14 protein-coding genes and 1 pseudogene are annotated in these 17,810 nt (G+C 61.4%); 12 read left to right on the plus strand and 3 right to left on the minus strand.

What is annotated here, in order from left to right:
- Nucleotides 1-35 precede the first annotated feature (35 nt).
- The 3 genes from Pan216_RS16990 to Pan216_RS17000 form a co-directional block, all read right to left on the minus strand.
- Complete coding sequence (locus Pan216_RS16990; RefSeq protein WP_419192642.1) at nucleotides 36-6,638, minus strand: Ig-like domain-containing protein; 6,603 nt, start codon at nucleotides 6,636-6,638, stop codon at nucleotides 36-38.
- Between the two features lie 714 nt (nucleotides 6,639-7,352).
- Nucleotides 7,353-8,456 carry a carbohydrate kinase family protein gene (locus Pan216_RS16995; protein ID WP_145259630.1) on the minus strand — a complete coding sequence of 368 codons (1,104 nt, stop codon included), beginning with the start codon at nucleotides 8,454-8,456 and terminating at the stop codon, nucleotides 7,353-7,355.
- A gap of 11 nt (nucleotides 8,457-8,467) precedes the next feature.
- Nucleotides 8,468-9,712, minus strand: a complete 1,245-nt coding sequence (locus Pan216_RS17000; protein WP_145259633.1) for an ISL3 family transposase — start codon at nucleotides 9,710-9,712, stop codon at nucleotides 8,468-8,470.
- A 323-nt stretch (nucleotides 9,713-10,035) separates the two neighbouring features.
- Between Pan216_RS17000 and Pan216_RS17005 the strand changes: the two genes are divergently transcribed.
- From Pan216_RS17005 to Pan216_RS17055, 12 genes and pseudogenes are all read left to right on the plus strand, one after another.
- The gene (locus Pan216_RS17005; protein WP_145259635.1) at nucleotides 10,036-10,188 is read left to right on the plus strand and encodes a DUF3732 domain-containing protein; all 153 of its coding nucleotides are present in this window, start codon (nucleotides 10,036-10,038) and stop codon (nucleotides 10,186-10,188) included.
- A 267-nt stretch (nucleotides 10,189-10,455) separates the two neighbouring features.
- The gene (gene tnpA, locus Pan216_RS17010; protein ID WP_145259637.1) at nucleotides 10,456-10,809 is read left to right on the plus strand and encodes an IS66 family insertion sequence element accessory protein TnpA; all 354 of its coding nucleotides are present in this window, start codon (nucleotides 10,456-10,458) and stop codon (nucleotides 10,807-10,809) included.
- A gap of 2 nt (nucleotides 10,810-10,811) precedes the next feature.
- Nucleotides 10,812-11,204: an IS66 family insertion sequence element accessory protein TnpB gene (tnpB, locus tag Pan216_RS17015; RefSeq protein ID WP_145259639.1), complete on the plus strand. Its 393-nt coding sequence runs from the start codon at nucleotides 10,812-10,814 to the stop codon at nucleotides 11,202-11,204.
- 423 nt (nucleotides 11,205-11,627) lie between these two features.
- Entirely contained in the window at nucleotides 11,628-11,981 is a 354-nt protein-coding gene (tnpA, locus tag Pan216_RS17020) for an IS66 family insertion sequence element accessory protein TnpA (RefSeq protein WP_145259641.1), read from the plus strand.
- 2 nt (nucleotides 11,982-11,983) lie between these two features.
- Nucleotides 11,984-12,376, plus strand: a complete 393-nt coding sequence (gene tnpB, locus Pan216_RS17025; RefSeq protein WP_145259643.1) for an IS66 family insertion sequence element accessory protein TnpB — start codon at nucleotides 11,984-11,986, stop codon at nucleotides 12,374-12,376.
- Between the two features lie 359 nt (nucleotides 12,377-12,735).
- Entirely contained in the window at nucleotides 12,736-13,416 is a 681-nt protein-coding gene (locus tag Pan216_RS17030) for an IS66 family transposase (RefSeq protein WP_145259645.1), read from the plus strand.
- Nucleotides 13,389-13,694 carry an IS66 family transposase gene (locus Pan216_RS17035; protein ID WP_419192643.1) on the plus strand — a complete coding sequence of 102 codons (306 nt, stop codon included), beginning with the start codon at nucleotides 13,389-13,391 and terminating at the stop codon, nucleotides 13,692-13,694. The genes Pan216_RS17030 and Pan216_RS17035 overlap by 28 nt, the downstream gene beginning before the upstream one ends.
- 12 nt (nucleotides 13,695-13,706) lie before the next feature.
- Nucleotides 13,707-14,072: pseudogene (locus tag Pan216_RS28440) on the plus strand (IS66 family transposase); the annotation flags it as partial.
- Between the two features lie 33 nt (nucleotides 14,073-14,105).
- Nucleotides 14,106-14,339: a transposase domain-containing protein gene (locus Pan216_RS28445; RefSeq protein WP_419193687.1), complete on the plus strand. Its 234-nt coding sequence runs from the start codon at nucleotides 14,106-14,108 to the stop codon at nucleotides 14,337-14,339.
- Nucleotides 14,340-14,370: 31 nt separating this feature from the next.
- The gene (tnpC, locus tag Pan216_RS17045; RefSeq protein ID WP_145259650.1) at nucleotides 14,371-15,723 is read left to right on the plus strand and encodes an IS66 family transposase; all 1,353 of its coding nucleotides are present in this window, start codon (nucleotides 14,371-14,373) and stop codon (nucleotides 15,721-15,723) included.
- Nucleotides 15,724-16,616: 893 nt separating this feature from the next.
- Complete coding sequence (locus Pan216_RS17050; RefSeq protein WP_145259652.1) at nucleotides 16,617-16,799, plus strand: hypothetical protein; 183 nt, start codon at nucleotides 16,617-16,619, stop codon at nucleotides 16,797-16,799.
- Nucleotides 16,800-17,019: 220 nt separating this feature from the next.
- Nucleotides 17,020-17,751 carry a dioxygenase family protein gene (locus Pan216_RS17055; RefSeq protein WP_145259654.1) on the plus strand — a complete coding sequence of 244 codons (732 nt, stop codon included), beginning with the start codon at nucleotides 17,020-17,022 and terminating at the stop codon, nucleotides 17,749-17,751.
- Nucleotides 17,752-17,810 lie beyond the last annotated feature (59 nt).

A 17,810-nucleotide genomic window follows, 5' to 3' on the forward strand; every position in this document is an offset into this window, starting at 1 on the left:
CTACCGCAATCCACAAGACGCCACCGTTGCAACGCTCACGAGCCTGTCGCGAGTCCGGTTGCTTCCGAGATGATGGACGACTCCAAGACAACGACCGTGTCTACTTCGACAGTACCGTCAGTGATGCGGACGATGAAACTGTCCGTCCCTCCGGTGGCCGAAGTGTTCATGTATTGGAACTGTCCTGTAGTGAAGCTAAATGTAGTAACAATTCCCAAGGTCGGACCAGAAACAATGAAGTAGCGGATCTGATCGCCATCGACATCGTTCGTGACAATCGTTCCGGAGATGAGTCCGGCCTCGCTGACCCTCGCAATGAACGGGCCGGGTACAGGCACGTCGTTGACTTGTTCCACAACCAGCGAGACCGATGCGACTCGCGTGGTGAGTCCGTCGCTGATCTCATACTGGAACTGATCGAGTCCGTGGTAGTGAGGATCAGGGATATACGTGTACTCACCGGTGATGGGATTGAGAGAAAGCGTTCCGAACTCGGGCTCGGCAAGGACCGAGTAGGTCATGGAATCCCCATCGGGGTCGCTTCCCAAGAGCGTCCCACTAATCGGTTCGTCCTCAGTTGCGGTCTGGGCCACATCGGTTGCGACGGGAGCATCATTGACCGGTGCGACCTGGATCGAAATGATGCCAGTATCGAATCGGATTCCATCGGTCGCTAGGAACTGGAAGCTGTCTTCTCCGTTGAAATCGACATTGGGAAGGTATTCGTAGGTTGCAGTTGATGCGTCAAGGCGTAGTGTCCCAAACGTCGGCCACACAAGGATGGAGAAGGTGAGCGACTCAGAGTCACGATCCTTTGCCGAGAGCTTGCCAATCAAAGTGCTGTCCTCTGAGATGCTAGCGAATCTACTCTCTGCCACGGGCTGGTCGTTGACGGGATCGACGGTGAGGTTCACCGTGGCGGTGGAAGTGCCGCCGTTGCTGTCGGTGACGGTGTAGGTGAAGCTGTCGGTCCCGTGGAAGTCGGAATCGGGGGTGTAGCTGAAGGTCCCGTCGGGGTTCAGGACCACCGAACCGCTGGCTGGCTGGGTGAAGCTGTCGACGCTGAGCGGATCGCCATCAACATCGGTGTCGTTGGTCAGGACGGTGATCGTCGTCGGTGCGTCCTCGTTCGTCGTCGCGGCATCGTCGTTCGCGACGGGAGTGTCGTTGATGGGATCGACGGTGAGGCTCACCGTGGCGGTGGAAGTGCCGCCGTTACCGTCGGTGACGGTGTAGGTGAAGCTGTCGGTCCCGTGGAAGTCGGAATCGGGGGTGTAGCTGAAGGTCCCGTCGGGGTTCAGGACCACCGAACCGCTGGCCGGCTGGGTGAAGCTGTCGACGCTCAGCGGATCGCCATCGACATCGGTGTCGTTGGCCAAGACGTCGATCGTCGTCGGTGCGTCCTCGTTCGTCGTCGCGGCATCGTCGTTCGCGACGGGAGTGTCGTTGATGGGATCGACGGTGAGGCTCACCGTGGCGGTGGAAGTGCCGCCGTTACCGTCGGTGACGGTGTAGGTGAAGCTGTCGGTTCCGTGGAAGTCGGGATCGGGCGTGTAGCTGAAGGTCCCGTCGGGGTTCAGGACCACGCTGCCGCTAGCCGGTTGGGTGAAACTGTCGACGCTGAGCGTATCGCCGTCGGCATCGGTGTCGTTGGCCAGGACGGCGATCGTCGTCGGCGTGTCCTCGTTCGTCGTCGCGGCATCGTCGTTCGCGACGGGAGCGTCGTTCACGGGATCAACGGCGAGGCTCACCGTGGCGGCGGAAGTCCCGCCGTTGCCGTCGGTGACGGTGTAGGTGAAGCTGTCGGTTCCGTGGAAGTCGGGATCGGGCGTGTAGCTGAAGGTCCCGTCGGGGTTCAGGACCACGCTGCCGCTTGCCGGCTGGGTGAAGCTGTCGACGCTGAGCGTATCGCCATCGACATCGGTGTCGTTCGCCAGAACGTCGATCGTCGTCGGTGCGTCCTCATCGGTCGTGACGTTCTCTCCATTGACCACGGGAGCGTCGTTGATGGGATCGACGGTGAGGCTCACCGTGGCGGTGGAAGTGCCGCCGTTACCGTCGGTGACGGTGTAGGTGAAGCTGTCGGTTCCGTGGAAGTCGGGATCGGGCGTGTAGCTGAAGGTCCCGTCGGGGTTCAGGACCACGCTGCCGCTTGCCGGCTGGGTGAAGCTGTCGACGCTGAGCGTATCGCCATCGACATCGGTGTCGTTCGCCAGAACGTCGATCGTCGTCGGTGCGTCCTCATCGGTCGTGACGTTCTCTCCATTGACCACGGGAGCGTCGTTGATGGGATCGACGGTGAGGCTCACCGTGGCGGTGGAAGTGCCGCCGTTACCGTCGGTGACGGTGTAGGTGAAGCTGTCGGCGCCGTGGAATTCGGGATCGGGGGTGTAGCTGAAGGTGCCATCGGGGTTCAGGACCACGCTGCCGCTGGCTGGTTGGGTGAAACTGTCGACGCTGAGCGGATCGCCGTCGGCATCGGTGTCGTTCGCCAGAACGGCGATCGTCGTCGGTGTGTCCTCATCGGTCGTGACGTTCTCTCCATTGACCACGGGAGCGTCGTTGATGGGATCGACGGTGAGGCTCACCGTGGCGGCGGAAGTCCCGCCGTTGCCGTCGGTGACGGTGTAGGTAAAGCTGTCGGTTCCGTGGAAGTCGGGATCGGGCGTGTAGCTGAAGGTGCCATCGGGGTTCAGGACCACGCTGCCGCTGGCTGGTTGGGTGAAACTGTCGACGCTGAGCGGATCGCCGTCGGCATCGGTGTCGTTCGCCAGAACGGCGATCGTCGTCGGTGTGTCCTCATCGGTCGTGACGTTCTCTCCATTGACCACGGGAGCGTCGTTGATGGGATCGACGGTGAGGCTCACCGTGGCGGTGGAAGTGCCGCCGTTACCGTCGGTGACGGTGTAGGTGAAGCTGTCGGTCCCGTGGAAGTCGGGATCGGGCGTGTAGCTGAAGGTGCCGTCGGGGTTCAGGACCACGCTGCCGCTGGCCGGCTGGGTGAAGCTGTCGACGCTCAGCGGATCGCCATCGACATCGGTGTCGTTCGCCAGAACGGCGATCGTCGTCGGTGTGTCCTCGTTCGTCGTCGCGGCATCGTCGTTCGCGACGGGAGTGTCGTTGATGGGATCGACGGTGAGGCTCACCGTCGCGGTGGAAGTGCCGCCGTTGCCATCGGTGACGGTGTAGGTGAAGCTGTCGGTTCCGTGGAAGTCGGGATCGGGCGTGTAGCTGAAGGTCCCGTCGGGGTTCAGGACCACGCTGCCGTTGGCCGGCTGGGTGAAGCCGTCGATGCTGAGCGTATCGCCATCAACATCGGTGTCGTTGGTCAGGACGACGATCGTCGTCGGTGCGTCCTCGGCCGTCGTCGCGGCATCGTCGTTCGCGACGGGAGTGTCGTTGACGGGATCGACGGTGAGGTTCACCGTGGCGGTGGAAGTGCCGCCGTTACCGTCGGTGACGGTGTAGGTGAAGCTGTCGGCGCCGTGGAAGTCGGGATCGGGGGTGTAGCTGAAGGTCCCGTCGGGGTTCAGGACCACCGAACCGTTGACTGGTTGGGTGAAGCCGTCGACGCTCAGCGGATCGCCATCGACATCGGTGTCGTTGGTCAGGACGGTGATCGTCGTCGGTGTGTCCTCATCGGTCGTGACGTTCTCTCCATTGACCACGGGAGCGTCGTTGACGGGATCGACGGTGAGGTTCACCGTGGCGGTGGAAGTGCCGCCGTTGCTGTCGGTGACGGTGTAGGTGAAGCTGTCGGTCCCGTGGAAGTCGGAATCGGGGGTGTAGCTGAAGGTCCCGTCGGGGTTCAGGACCACCGAACCGCTGGCCGGCTGGGTGAAGCTGTCGACGCTCAGCGGATCGCCATCGACATCGGTGTCGTTGGCCAAGACGTCGATCGTCGTCGGTGCGTCCTCGTTCGTCGTCGCGGCATCGTCGTTCGCGACGGGAGTGTCGTTGATGGGATCGACGGTGAGGCTCACCGTGGCGGTGGAAGTGCCGCCGTTACCGTCGGTGACGGTGTAGGTGAAGCTGTCGGTTCCGTGGAAGTCGGGATCGGGCGTGTAGCTGAAGGTCCCGTCGGGGTTCAGGACCACGCTGCCGCTAGCCGGTTGGGTGAAACTGTCGACGCTGAGCGTATCGCCGTCGACATCGGTGTCGTTGGCCAGAACGTCGATCGTCGTCGGTGCGTCCTCATTCGTCGTGACGTTCTCTCCACTAACCACGGGCTGGTCGTTGACGGGATCGACGGTGAGGCCCACCGTGGCGGTGGAAGTGCCGCCGTTACCGTCGGTGACGGTGTAGGTGAAGCTGTCGGTTCCGTGGAAGTCGGAATCGGGGGTGTAGCTGAAGGTCCCGTCGGGGTTCAGGACCACCGAACCGCTGGCTGGCTGGGTGAAGCTGTCGACGCTGAGCGGATCGCCATCGACATCGGTGTCGTTGGCCAAGACGTCGATCGTCGTCGGCGTGTCCTCGTTCGTCGTCGCGGCATCGTCGTTCGCGACGGGAGTGTCGTTGACGGGATCGACGGTGAGGCTCACCGTGGCGGTGGAAGTGCCGCCGTTACCGTCGGTGACGGTGTAGGTGAAGCTGTCGGTTCCGTGGAAGTCGGGATCGGGCGTGTAGCTGAAGGTCCCGTCGGGGTTCAGGACCACGCTGCCGTTGGCCGGCTGGGTGAAGCCGTCGATGCTGAGCGTATCGCCATCAACATCGGTGTCGTTGGTCAGGACGGTGATCGTCGTCGGTGTGTCCTCATCGGTCGTGACGTTCTCTCCATTGACCACGGGAGCGTCGTTGACGGGATCGACGGTGAGGCCCACCGTGGCGGTGGAAGTGCCGCCGTTGCCATCGGTGACGGTGTAGGTGAAGCTGTCGGTCCCGTGGAATTCGGGATCGGGGGTGTAGCTGAAGGTCCCGTCGGGGTTCAGGACCACGCTGCCGCTGGCCGGCTGGGTGAAGCTGTCGACGCTCAGCGGATCGCCATCAACATCGGTGTCGTTGGTCAGGACGGTGATCGTTTGTGGGGTATTGGGGGATGTTGTTGCCGTGTCATCTCCGGCGACGGGAGCATCGTTGACGGGATCGACGGCAATGTTGACCGCCGCAGTCGAAGTACAGCAGTCCGAATCCTTGATGACGTAGGTGAACGAATCGCCGCCAAAGAAATCAGCATTGGGCGTGTAGGTGAGCGTCCCATCAGGGTTGATCGTCACCGCGCCATTTGCGGGCTGAACGACATCGACCACGGTCAATTCGCCACCATCCGGATCAACATCGTTGTCGAGCACGGAGATGACGACCGCGACGTCTTCATTTGTCGAGCTACTATCGTCCAGCGCCGAAGGAGGAAGTCCGTAGAACCCGCTGATCGTGACATCCATTTCACCGATTCCAATTCCCAACAACCGGAGTTGAGGGTCGACCACTCCCGTCAACAGCGTGTCGAGAGTTGGCTGAATCGCATCGGTGACCAACGTGTCCGTAGTTGGGAGCACGATGGTATCGACAAGCGGATCGAGAACGGAACCCAAGCTACCATCAAGTTGGACATCGAGAGTTGTTGCCAGATCGGCAATAAGATTGGTGATTGCGGTCGAGCTTGAACCGGTCGTGAGAGTCTCCGGGTAGGGACCGGAGAAGAGAAGAGAATCCACAAGGGGAGCCTGACCTTCCCCGAACGCCTTCGCCGAGATACCAGTCGTCTCGTCCGCCAACGGGGCCCCCAGCGAATCGGTGGCCTGAATGCTTAAGGTGCCGACATTGGCGTAGGTCAGATCGGTCACCGGATCGATGAGGTGCGTCCGGTTGTAGAAGAGCGAGTCGCTGATCGTTCCCAAGTAGACATCGGCGATGCCAGGTGTCGCGTCGACAGTTACCGTCTCGGCGATCGCATCGATCTGGGTGACAATTCCCTCCGCACGCGCGACATTTGCGTAGAATTCAACCTGACCAAGCGTCAAGTCGGCTTGCACACTCACGCCGGCGCCAAGGGCAGCTTGCAGAGCATCTTCGAGAGTCGTTGTGTCGACGTTGGCGTCGACCAGATCGACATTGAGCTTCAACCTCATCGCGGCGGTGTGAAAGGTCGTTCCTTCCTTGGCGATGGTGAAGACCGGTGATTCGACAACTTGGGCATAAAGTTCAATCGAGTTGACGACTCCGCCGAGCCCGAGATCCGCCCCCGACACCGTCACCGGCTGGGGCGTTGTCAGAACGTTGTCATAATTGAACAGTTGAACGGTGCCGGATACGAGGTCCAAGGCGTCGAGATCGATATTGGCCAACGAACCGTCGGGAAGGTCGACATTGAGGAGATCGATCAGCCGGATCGTTCCTTGAAGCTCACCAAAGGGGACCTGAAGCACCGAGAGTGCATCGACCAGGGCGGTGTTTCCATCGGCCTGTGCGACGCTGGTCATCGCATCAAGGACTTGCAGCAGAGAGACGTCGGCGTTCACCGCTTCGTCGGGTCCCGCAACGCCCACGTCCGCTGCCAGCACGTCTAGAAACTCCGCGAGACTGATATCGGACTGCGCGACGGCATTCCAATCGAGAACGGTCAAGTTGACGCTAGTGCCAAGCATGTTTCCCAGCACCGCGTTCAGCAGTGTACTCTGACTCGTGTCAACGCTGGCCAAACGAGGTCCAGCTTGGAGTAAAACGGCTGGATCACTACACGCGGCGTCGGGAGCACACTCCACCATGCCCCCTTCGAGCGGAGGATCCAATGTTCCCAAGGGACTCGCAGTTGGGACGCTACGATCTTCAAGTCCTTCCAGGCGGGGCGAGAAACGTCCTTCTAGGGATCGAGTCGACTTCCGTAGAGTCGATTCAGCCCTCATCATGTCTCGAAACTTTTGGAGAAGCATCATCGGCCCCTTTTGTCACGAAAGGGTGAGCGTTGCAACGGTGGCGTCTTTTTGTTTGCGGTAGGCTTGGGTTGGTTGGCCCTGGTTTGTCGCGAGGCGGAAGATGCGAGTCTTCTACAAGGTGATTAGCGGCGTCGTTACTTTTGGTGATACCCCGCCGCCGCGCGATCTTTACGCCGGGCCAACCGCGCGAGACAAGGTTGACCCCAAGGAACACACGTCCGGCACAGGGCCGGGCGCCGTGAAGGCCCCACTCGGGGGCCAAACCGGAAAGGGGGATAGGTCGCTAGGAAATGTGAATCGGGACGACAAGACGGCTATTGAACTTTTCCTGGCCGGCATCCGGGGATGGGAAGCCGGGCTGCGGCGTACACTGAACGCCAGATAGACCGTTCCGACTGGCGGTAAACGGTTCAGATCAATGTCCTTCCAGCAACTTGAAATACTCTGCGCGTCGACGAGGTGCGTAATTCAGCGCGAACATCACCCCCGTTTGGTCTTCCGCTTGCGGGTATCCAAGACCGAAACATCGCAACTTCTACAGAAGCTACTTGATTCCACTTTGTCTGGAACGGCTGGGTCAGGCATAGGAATTAAAGCAGACGAACCAGAGAGAAGTTGATCGACTTGCTTCTTGAACAATGTCTTTGAAACGGCGTACATTCCACCGCGTGCTCCTTCAAAGCCACAATTCCATGCGGCAAGTGCCTGCCCAAATCGAATGCCCTCGTCAAGTTGCCTGTCAGATGCCTTTGCGAATCCGGCAAACCCATCAATCCCCACTTTCGAAATGAGCCCAGCCGTACACCAGTCTCCTGCTCCGGCGGTGTCTTTCAACGTGCCGGCCGCAAATGATTTTAATTCGACCCATGTTGACGCTGCCATTCCCTTTGTTCGGCGACGGTACCGCAGACCTGCGTCGCCAAGTGTCTCAATCACCAATAGCGGACTACTTTCAACGGCCATCTCCGGAAATTCACTTAGACGTTCGTGGGAATACTTCACAATGTGAGCAACTTCCCACGCCTGACGGAACAAGACTGGATTGCCAATGCTGCATGGCTCGAAGACAACCAATGCACCGCTTTCGGCAGCGGCCTTTGCAAGTAACACCGTACCGGCAGAAAGTCGATCAAAGAAGAACGCCTTTGCTCCCTTGATCTTCGGCGAGATTGTCTCGGCTACGCTCAACAGTTCTGGCTTGTAACCTGGAAATGGCGCTCCACATCCGAGACAACGCCAAGAAAACGAATGCCTTGGATGACCATTGGCATCGCGACGTATCCGCTCGACAATGATCGGCGTGCTTCCGTCGGGTTCAACACGGATGAACCGAAGCGACAATTTCCAACGACGGAGATCGTCTAAGAGGAGGTCACTTGCAGCGCCAGTCCCCAGTCGCGCGACTGGCTGCGAATTCCATCCGAGGAATGCGAGCGAGGTTAAGACATTGCCGCATGTCCCCCCTGCCCAATATCGAACGGGAATGTTCACATCGGCACTGACGACAGCATCCAGCGCAACTAAACCAGCTCCAACGGCGATTGGACGGCGTGATTTTTGAATCGTCGGCAATTTCTTGGTCATTTGCCTCGTCTTCAGAATTTGTGGGTCGATGGTGGCTCGGGGAGGTTGCCGAGATTGTGATAGAGAGCGTATTTGAGGGTGTTGGGGTCGCGAAAGCCGTAGGATCGGCGGGTCGTCAATTTGACCTTCAGATTCATTCCCTCGACGGCGCCCGCGGAAATCTCTCCTTTTGCCTCGAACCAATTGAAGATCTGCTCGGCGTGACGCTCGAGGGTTCGTGCCAGGTTGCGCATCGGTTCGATCCGTGTGCTCAAGGCCCGATCGAGCCACTCCTGGAAGAAGGATCCGATCCGCCAGGGAGCCTTGTAGTCCCAAAGCCGCTGGAAATCTTCCTTCATCAGGTAGCACTTGACCGTCCTGAGGTTGTGCGTCAACAACTCGTTGAGACGAAGGACCTCCTTGCGTTTGAGGTTGCCGCGACGCTTGAGCAGCAGCCAACGCGTCCGCTTGAGCACCTCGAAGCCCTTGCGTTTGAGTTCGCGTGCCTCCTGGGCCCGCACCTTGTCGATCGCCTTGTTGAACAACTGCATGATGTGGAAGCGGTCGAGGATGTGCAGGGCCCCATTGGCCTCGCGAGCGATGACCGACAGGTAGGCCTTCCACATGTCGCTGCAGATGTACTTCAGCCGCTCGGTTCGCCGCCTGCCGAAGAAGCGAAAGAAACGACCGAGCGTCTCCTTGGTCCGGTCTTGCCCGACCCAAAGCAGACGACGCGATCCGCGGTCGATCTGATAGACCAAGGTGAAGTATTGGTGGCCCTTGCGGTAGGCGACCTCGTCGATGCCGATCGCCTCGATCCTTTCCAGGTCGCGATGGCGGATTCCCCAGCAAACCGCCATTTTCACCGCACGAAAGACGGTGTGCCAACTCGTGCCGAAAATCTCGGCGGTCTCGCGCCAGCTCAAGCGTTTGGCCCAACGGGCCAGGAACCATTGGAAGCTCGACGTCGTTCGCTCCTTGCCCGACGCCCAGGGAAGGCGTTCCACCTTCACCCCGCAAGCAGGGCATGCGACCCGCCGCGCCGCGTAGACCAGCCAAACCGCCAGGCCCCACAACGGCACGTGCTGAAAACGGCGTTCCGGCAAGTGGTCGTACGTGCCGCCACGATTCCCGCAACCCGAACAGATCGGCCGGCTGCGACGCCGTGGGCGAACCCGAACCAGCAGTCCCTCTTTCGACGAATCGGCCCAAGCCGCCGATTCGTAGACGAAACTCCCGTGACGCTCCAAGGCGTTGAGGATAACCTGAAGTCGCATCCCGTCTCTCGCGGCTGGCGTTTGAAGAAGTCCTCGCAAACTCCATCATGCGCCACTCGAGAGCGGGATGCTCTTTTACTCCCTGCTGCCGACTTCTCTCCTTTCCGCTTGACCAGTGGAACATCCTCCCCGCCAACGGCCAAGGAGGAGTCTTTGCCGGGCGACCGAAGCCGAGCCACGATGGCGAGGATGCAGGGCGAGCGAAGCGAGAAGACCAGGCAAAGCAGCAGCCGGACGCGGCCCTTGGCATACGGCGGTAACCTCCACTACCAAGCGGAACGGAGAAGACACTCACCACCCACAGATTTGGCAATAGAGCCAGAATGTTCAAGTTCATTGTCGATGTGACGAAATCGCTCGGTCCGAACTTTCAAGTGATTATTACCGACCACGCTGATCTTCAGGATGATTGGTTCCAGGAAACCGTTGTTGAGCGCTGGCGAGGAGGAAACAAGCTCATTCCTGAGTCCTGGTAGAGATATACCCGAATGTTGTGTGGTGGTTGAAGGAAAAAAGCGGCGTATCCTGCTGGTGAGGTAGTTGAGATTTCATCAGCGGCCCGACGAGGGCAACGGAGGATACGCCATGAGCAAGAGTACGTGCGAAGAACTCGGGAATCCAGCGGAGAGTCGGGAATCGGAGGTTCTTTCGTTTCCCGCTGCTGGGTGAGCGTTGCAACGGTGGCGTCTTTTTGTTTGCGGTAGGCTTGGGTTGGTTGGCCCTGGTTTGTCGCGAGGCGGAAGATGCGAGTTCGTTGTGCGGAGAAGGAAGCGTATTGGCGGAAGGTCGTTCGTCGGCAAGAGGAGAGCGGGCGGGGCGTTCGACGATTCTGCCGGGAAGAGGGGATTTCGGAGGCGTCATTCTACGGTTGGCGGCGTGAGCTACAGCGACGCGATCGAAAAGAGAAACGGTCGACTGCGGTCGATGGCGGTGGAACGTGTCCGTCGCCGTTCGTGGCGTTGCGGGTGGTCCCCGAACCGACGAGCGTGATCGAGATCGTTCATCCCCGAGGCTACATCGTGCGGGCGCCGGCCCACGTCGACAGCGACGCGTTGCGCAAAGTGCTTGCCGCCCTCGAGAGCGTGGAGGAGGGCTGAGCATGTGGTCGATCCCTCACCAGGTGCGGATCTTCCTGGCCCGGGAACCGGTCGATATGCGTAAGAGCTTTCACGGGCTCATCGCCTTGGCGGAATCGGTGCTCGAGCAAGATCCTCTCTCGGGCCATTTGTTCGTCTTCATCAATCGCCGCCGGGATCGCCTCAAGGTGCTCTATTGGGGCGGCGTCGGCTATTGCATTTGGTATCAGCAGTTGGAGGAAGGGAGCTATCAGCTTCCCGACGCCCAGGCGGCCGACGATGAGGCTGGCCTCGAGATCACTGCCGGACAATTGTCACTCATTCTCGAGGGCATCGACCTCTCCTCGGTCCGGCATCGCAAACGCTTTCAAGTCTCCGATCAGCACCGTGACACGCCGTCGTCCCGTCGTTCGTGACTTCCCCTCGCTCTTTCCCGAATGATGCGTGCCGCTCCGCGGAGCCAGGACGCGCCGCTGCTCCTTCGAGACGCCAGTTCCCCGTCACGGCGGCGAGAGCCTGGAAGCCATGGGACGGCACGCGACCAAAACCGAGTCTTGTCTTCGGTTGTCCTCGGACCCAGGGTTCTTCGCTTGCCAATCTCGTTGGACGATCGACCCTGGCGTTCTCTTCGCGAGCGACAACGATGTCATGGTGATGGCAGCGATGAGGAGGACTCGCAGGTTTTCTCGTCATTCCGACGAAATTGCTGAAACTGCTCTGGCGCCTCCGACGCCGACGTGCTAGGGTGTCCCCGCGACAACGTGAGCGTTGCAACGGTGGCGTCTTGTCGGTTGCGGTAGGCTTGGGTTGGTTGGCCCTGGTTTGTCGCGAGGCGGAAGATGCGAGATCGCAGCCCGGAGAAGGAAGCCTATTGGCGGCAGGTCGTTCGTCGGCAAGAGGAGAGCGGACGGGGCGTTCGGAGGTTCTGCCGGGAGGAAGGGATTTCGGAGGCGTCGTTCTACGGCTGGCGGCGTGAGCTACAGCGACGCGATCGACAAGAGAAACGTTCGCCTGCGGTCGGTGGCGGTGGGGCGTGTCCGTCGCCGTTCGTCGCGTTGCGGGTGGTCCCCGAATCGACTAGCGTGATCGAGATCGTTCATCCCCGAGGCTACATCGTGCGGGCGCCGGCCCAAGTCGACAGCGACGCCTTGCGTCAAGTGCTTGCGGCCCTCGAGAGCGTCGAGGAGGAGTGAGCATGTGGTCGGTCCCTCACCAGGTGCGGATCTTCCTGGCCCGGGAACCGGTCGATATGCGTAAGAGCTTTCACGGGCTCATCGCCTTGGCGGAGTCGGTGCTCGAGCAAGATCCTCTCTCGGGCCACCTGTTCGTCTTCATCAATCGCCGCCGGGATCGCCTCAAGGTGCTCTATTGGGGCGGCGTCGGCTATTGCATTTGGTATCAGCAGTTGGAGGAAGGAAGCTATCAGCTTCCCGACGCCCAGGCGGCCGACGATGAGGCCGGCCTCGAGATCACTGCCGGACAATTGTCACTCATTCTCGAGGGCATCGACTTCTCCTCGGTCCGGCATCGCAAACGCTTTCAAGTCTCCGATCAGCACCGTGACACGCCGTCGTCCCGTCGTTCGTGACTTCCCCTCGCTCTTTCCCGAAATGATGCGTGCCGCTCCGCGGAGCCAGGACGCGCCGCTGCTCCTTCGAGACGCCAGTTCCCCGTCACGGCGGCGAGAGCCTGGAAGCCATGGGACGGCACGCGACCAAAACCGAGTTTTGTCTTCGGTTGTCCTCGGACCCAGGGTTCTTCGCTTGCCAATCTCGTTGGACGATCGACCCTGGCGTTCTCTTCGCGAGCGACAACGATGTCATGGTGATGGCAGCGACGAGGCGGACTCGCAGGCTTTCTCGTCATTCCGTCGAAATCGCTGAAACTGCTCTGGCGCCTCCGATGTCGACGTGCTAGGGTGTCCCCGCGACAACTGAGATCGGTTTGATGGACGCCTTCGACGTGAACCTCCCCCACGATATCGACGCCTGCCACGAGTTGATCATCGAACTCGATCGGGAGCGCCGACGGCAAGCCGCCGTCATCGCCCAGCAACAAGAGACCATCGCTCAGCAGCAGGAGACCATCGCCCAACAACAAGCAATCATCGCTCAGCAGCAGGAGACGATCGATCGCTTGCAGAGCGACGTCGACTTGCTCAAGCGGACCTTGTACGGCCGGCGGCGGGAACGCTTCGTCGACGATTCCCAGCAGGGGCTCTTGTTCGACTCGACGATCGTCGGGGCGGACGACGATTCAGGTTCCGGCGACGACGACGAGAGCGATGACGACGAACCGTCACCAGAACGCCGCACGAGCAAGGGACGCGGCCGGCGTCTCTTCCCCGAGTTGCTGCCGCGCAAGACGGTCCGTCACGAACTCGACGAGCAAGAGATTCCCGAGGAGCTGAGGAACGACCCGACCGCCCGGCGGTTCTTCAAGAAGACCAGCGAGCAACTGGAGTTCACGCCCGCTTCGATCCATGTGATCGAACATTACCAAGAGGTGATCGTTCGCGACGAAGCATCGGGCGAGACGACGATCGCCACGGCTGCCGCATCGGCCGCGGCACCCAACAGCGTTGGCTCTTCGCCCTGGCCTTGGCGGTCGCGCCGTTGGTCGAACTGATGCGTCGGCTGGCGTTGCAGTCCGAGGTGCTGGGCTGCGATGAAACGCCGGTCAAGATGTTGGCGGGCGAGCCGCCTGGCTGCACCAAGACCTATCTCTGGAGCACCGTCGGCGACAATGCCCATCCCTACGACTGCTTCCACTTCACGCCCGACCGCAGCCGCGATGGTCCCGACGAGTTCCTCGCCGGCTTCCAGGGTTACTTGCAGTCGGACGCCTACACCTGCTACGAGCGAATCGCCGCGGCGGACGACCGGATCGTCCCCGTCGGCTGCTGAGCTCATGCGCGCCGTAAGTTCGAGGAAATCCACTTCAGCGCGCCGAGCGTGCGGACGCACACCGCCCTCGGCTACTTCCAGCGGCTCTACGACATCGAAGATCGCGCCCGTGACAGTAGTGTGTCACAACGCGGCGCCCTGCGGCAACGCGAAGCCAAGCCGATCGTGACCGAGTTCCACCAGTGGCTGCTCGAGCAGTACGAGCGGGAGCTTCCGAAATCGAAGCTGCGCGCCGCCATCGCTTACATGACCAACCGGTGGCAGTCCTTCGCGTGCTATCTCGACCATGGGGCGATTCCCATCGACAACAACCGCACCGAAGCGGCGCTGAAGTACGCCGTCCTCGGCCGCAAGGCGTGGCTCTTCTTCGGCAACAGCCAAGGAGGCGAGACCGCCGCCACCTTCTTCACGCTGACCAAGAGTTGCAACCGCCATCACGTCGATCCCTTCGCCTACCTCCGCGATGTCTACACCCGCCTGCCGACCACCCCGGCTTCGGATCTCCCTTCGTTGCTACCGGACCGTTGGATCGACGAGCACCCTCAGCATCGACTCCAAGAGCGCGCCGACGAAGCTCGTCAACGAGCCGACCGCAAACGCGCCCGCCGAGCCCAACGCCGCGCCCATGCAGCCACTCCTCGTTGATCGGTGACCGGTCCCCCATCGTCATCGGCTCCTGCTTCTCCCACACGCCACCGTTGCAACGCTCACGCGCAAGACGGTCCGTCACGAACTCGACGAGCAAGAGATTCCCGAGGAGCTGAGGAACGACCCGACCGCCCGGCGGTTCTTCAAGAAGACCAGCGAGCAACTGGAGTTCACGCCCGCTTCGATCCATGTGATCGAACATTACCAAGAGGTGATCGTTCGCGACGAAGCATCGGGCGAGACGACGATCGCCACGGCGAAGAAACCGCCGCAGTTGATCGACGCTTACGCCGGCCCCGGCTTCTGGGCTCATCTGACCGCCAGTCGCTTCGCCGACCATCTGCCCTACTACCGACAAGAGGACATCCTCGCTCGCCACGGCTGCCGCATCGGCCGCGGCACCCAACAGCGTTGGCTCTTCGCCCTGGCCTTGGCGGTCGCGCCGTTGGTCGAACTGATGCGTCGGCTGGCGTTGCAGTCCGAGGTGCTGGGCTGCGATGAAACGCCGGTCAAGATGTTGGCGGGCGAGCCGCCTGGCTGCACCAAGACCTATCTCTGGAGCACCGTCGGCGACAATGCCCATCCCTACGACTGCTTCCACTTCACGCCCGACCGCAGCCGCGATGGTCCCGACGAGTTCCTCGCCGGCTTCCAGGGTTACTTGCAGTCGGACGCCTACACCTGCTACGAGCGAATCGCCGCGGCGGACGACCGGATCGTCCCCGTCGGCTGCTGGGCTCATGCGCGCCGTAAGTTCGAGGAAATCCACTTCAGCGCGCCGAGCGTGCGGACGCACACCGCCCTCGGCTACTTCCAGCGGCTCTACGACATCGAAGATCGCGCCCGTGACAGTAGTGTGTCACAACGCGGCGCCCTGCGGCAACGCGACGCCAAGCCGATCGTGACCGAGTTCCACCAGTGGCTGCTCGAGCAGTACGAGCGGGAGCTTCCGAAATCGAAGTGGCGCGCCGCCATCGCTTACATGACCAACCGGTGGCAGTCCTTCACACGCTATCTCGACCATGGGGCGATTCCCATCGACAACAACCGCACCGAAGCGGCGCTGAAGTACGCCGTCCTCGGCCGCAAGGCGTGGCTCTTCTTCGGCAACAGCCAAGGAGGCGAGACCGCCGCCACCTTCTTCACCCTGACCAAGAGTTGCAACCGCCATCACGTCGATCCCTTCGCGTATCTCCGCGACGTCTACACCCGCCTGCCGACCACCCCGGCTTCGGATCTCCCTTCGTTGCTACCCGACCGTTGGATCGACGAGCACCCCCAGCATCGACTCCAAGAGCGCGCCGACGAAGCCCGCCAACGAGCCGACCGCAAACGCGCCCGCCGAGCCCAACGCCGCGCCCCTGCCGCCACTCCCCGTTGATCGGTGACCGGTCCCCCATCGTCATCGGCTCCTGCTTCCCCCACACGCCACCGTTGCAACGCTCACCGCTCTCCGACGTATTGGCGGGCCCGGAATTTCCTCGTGAGCGGGACTCCTGTTGTGAGAGCGTGATAGTCAACATCGCGAATGGAAGCGTTTATCTACGACAATTCAGAAGTGCCCAACCATCCCATCGAATTCAGAACCCGCGACGCGGGGAAGGAGTACCGGCGGCGGCCGGGAGTGGATGCGGTGGTGCTTGGGGAGCGGGGAACGGTGGCGGTGGTGCGGACGGCGACGCATGGGGATTGCTTGCCGGGAGGCGGGGCAGAACTTGTTGCCTACCTTGTCCCAAGCATCCTGAAGGGATGCGACATCACAGCCCAGGGTCGCGCTTCGCGCACCCTGGGTGACGGGGCAACGAACATTCGGAACGCTGAAAGCGTTCGACCCGGGCACGGGCGGCGATTCCATTCGTCGGAAACGTGACGCAACGCGTGTCAAACCCGCTTCGGGGTTTGGATTGGGGGACTACGCCTACCCAGGGTGCGCTGCGCGACCCTGGGCTGTGTTGTTCAACGGCGTTGCCGTTGCCGGAACACGCGATCAAGGCGATGCCGTTGTCGGAAACTGGGATCACGGCGTTGTCGTTGTTGGAGAATGGGATCACGGCGGTGCCGTTGTTGGAGAATGGGATCACGGCGGTGCCGTTGTTGGAGAATGGGATCACGGCGTTGCCGTTGTCGGAAAATGGGATCACGGCGATGCCGTTGTCGGAAGATGGGCGGACATGGCGGCGACGCCGGGAGGAACATCTCGTTGGCCTGGCGGAGGAGGTGGGCCTACAACACGGCTGTTGGAAACGTGACCGAATGGGGAGGCGAGGAGGAATCATGGACCAGGACATCGTCGAAGTGCTCGAAGAAGAGATCCGGGATGCGATCGTCGAGGCGATCAAGAATGTCGGCCGCAGACAATTGCCGTTGATGCCGGGCAAACCGACGATGCACTTGATGGCCAAGGCGGCGGTCACCGTTTACGAAGCCGCTCTCGAAAACCGCCAGCCGGAGAAATAAGCCTCCCGGCGGGAGATTCGCATGCCGAACGCGCGCCAGGCATTGGCCCGACCTACGGAAAGAGAGCGGGCGACGGGCGGTTTGGAGTGGGCACTGGGTGGGCGATCGCAGTTATCATCGAAGAGACACGCTCGGCCGAGGTCGCGGGGAAACGTTGGACCTCGGTCGGGAGCCACTTCTCAATGACGGTCATCGACCAACCACTTGCCGAGGAGAAGCCATGAGGGGAACGCAGTCGTTGCTCGGGCGGCGGGAGTTGTTTCGCGGGGGATTGGCCCTGGGGGCGACGGCGCTGTGGACGCCGGGGGTCTTCGCCGAACTCGTCGCGACGGCGCGTCAAACCGAGGGGCCCTTCTATCCCGACAAGATGCCGCTCGATACCGACAACGATCTCTTGGTCATCAACGATTCGCTCACCCCCGCGGTCGGCGAGATCACGCACCTCTCGGGCCGGGTGCTCGACCGCAAGGGCGATCCGGTGCGCAACGCGTTTGTGGAAATCTGGCAGGTCGACAACAACGCGGTCTATCTGCACTCGGGCGACAACCGCCGCCGCGACCAGCGGGACGTGAACTTTCAGGGCTACGGGCGGTTCTTGACCGACTCGAAGGGTCACTATTACTTCCGCACGATCAAGCCGGTCCCCTATCCCGGCCGCACGCCGCACATCCACGTCGCGGTCAGCAAGGGGGGCAAGCGAGTCCTGACGACGCAGCTCTACGTGAAGGGGCATCCGCAGAACGCTCGCGATCGACTCTTCCTCTCGGTCCCGGCCGAGTCGCGGGCGACGGTGCTCGGCGACTTCCAACCAATCCCCGATTCCTCTCTTGGGGAACTGGCGGTCAACTTCGATGTCGTGATGGGGCGGACCGCGCCCGATGAGGGCCCGTCGCTCGGTATCGGCATGCCGGAGTATCAAGCCCGCCGCGGACGTCGAGCCCGCAACCGCTGAGGAGACGGGCTCGCTCGGGCCAACCCTCCTCATGAGGTCCCCGTCGAGGTGCCCTTTGG

This window comes from Kolteria novifilia (assembly GCA_007748055.1).
In the GTDB taxonomy this organism is placed as follows: domain Bacteria; phylum Planctomycetota; class Planctomycetia; order Kolteriales; family Kolteriaceae; genus Kolteria; species Kolteria novifilia.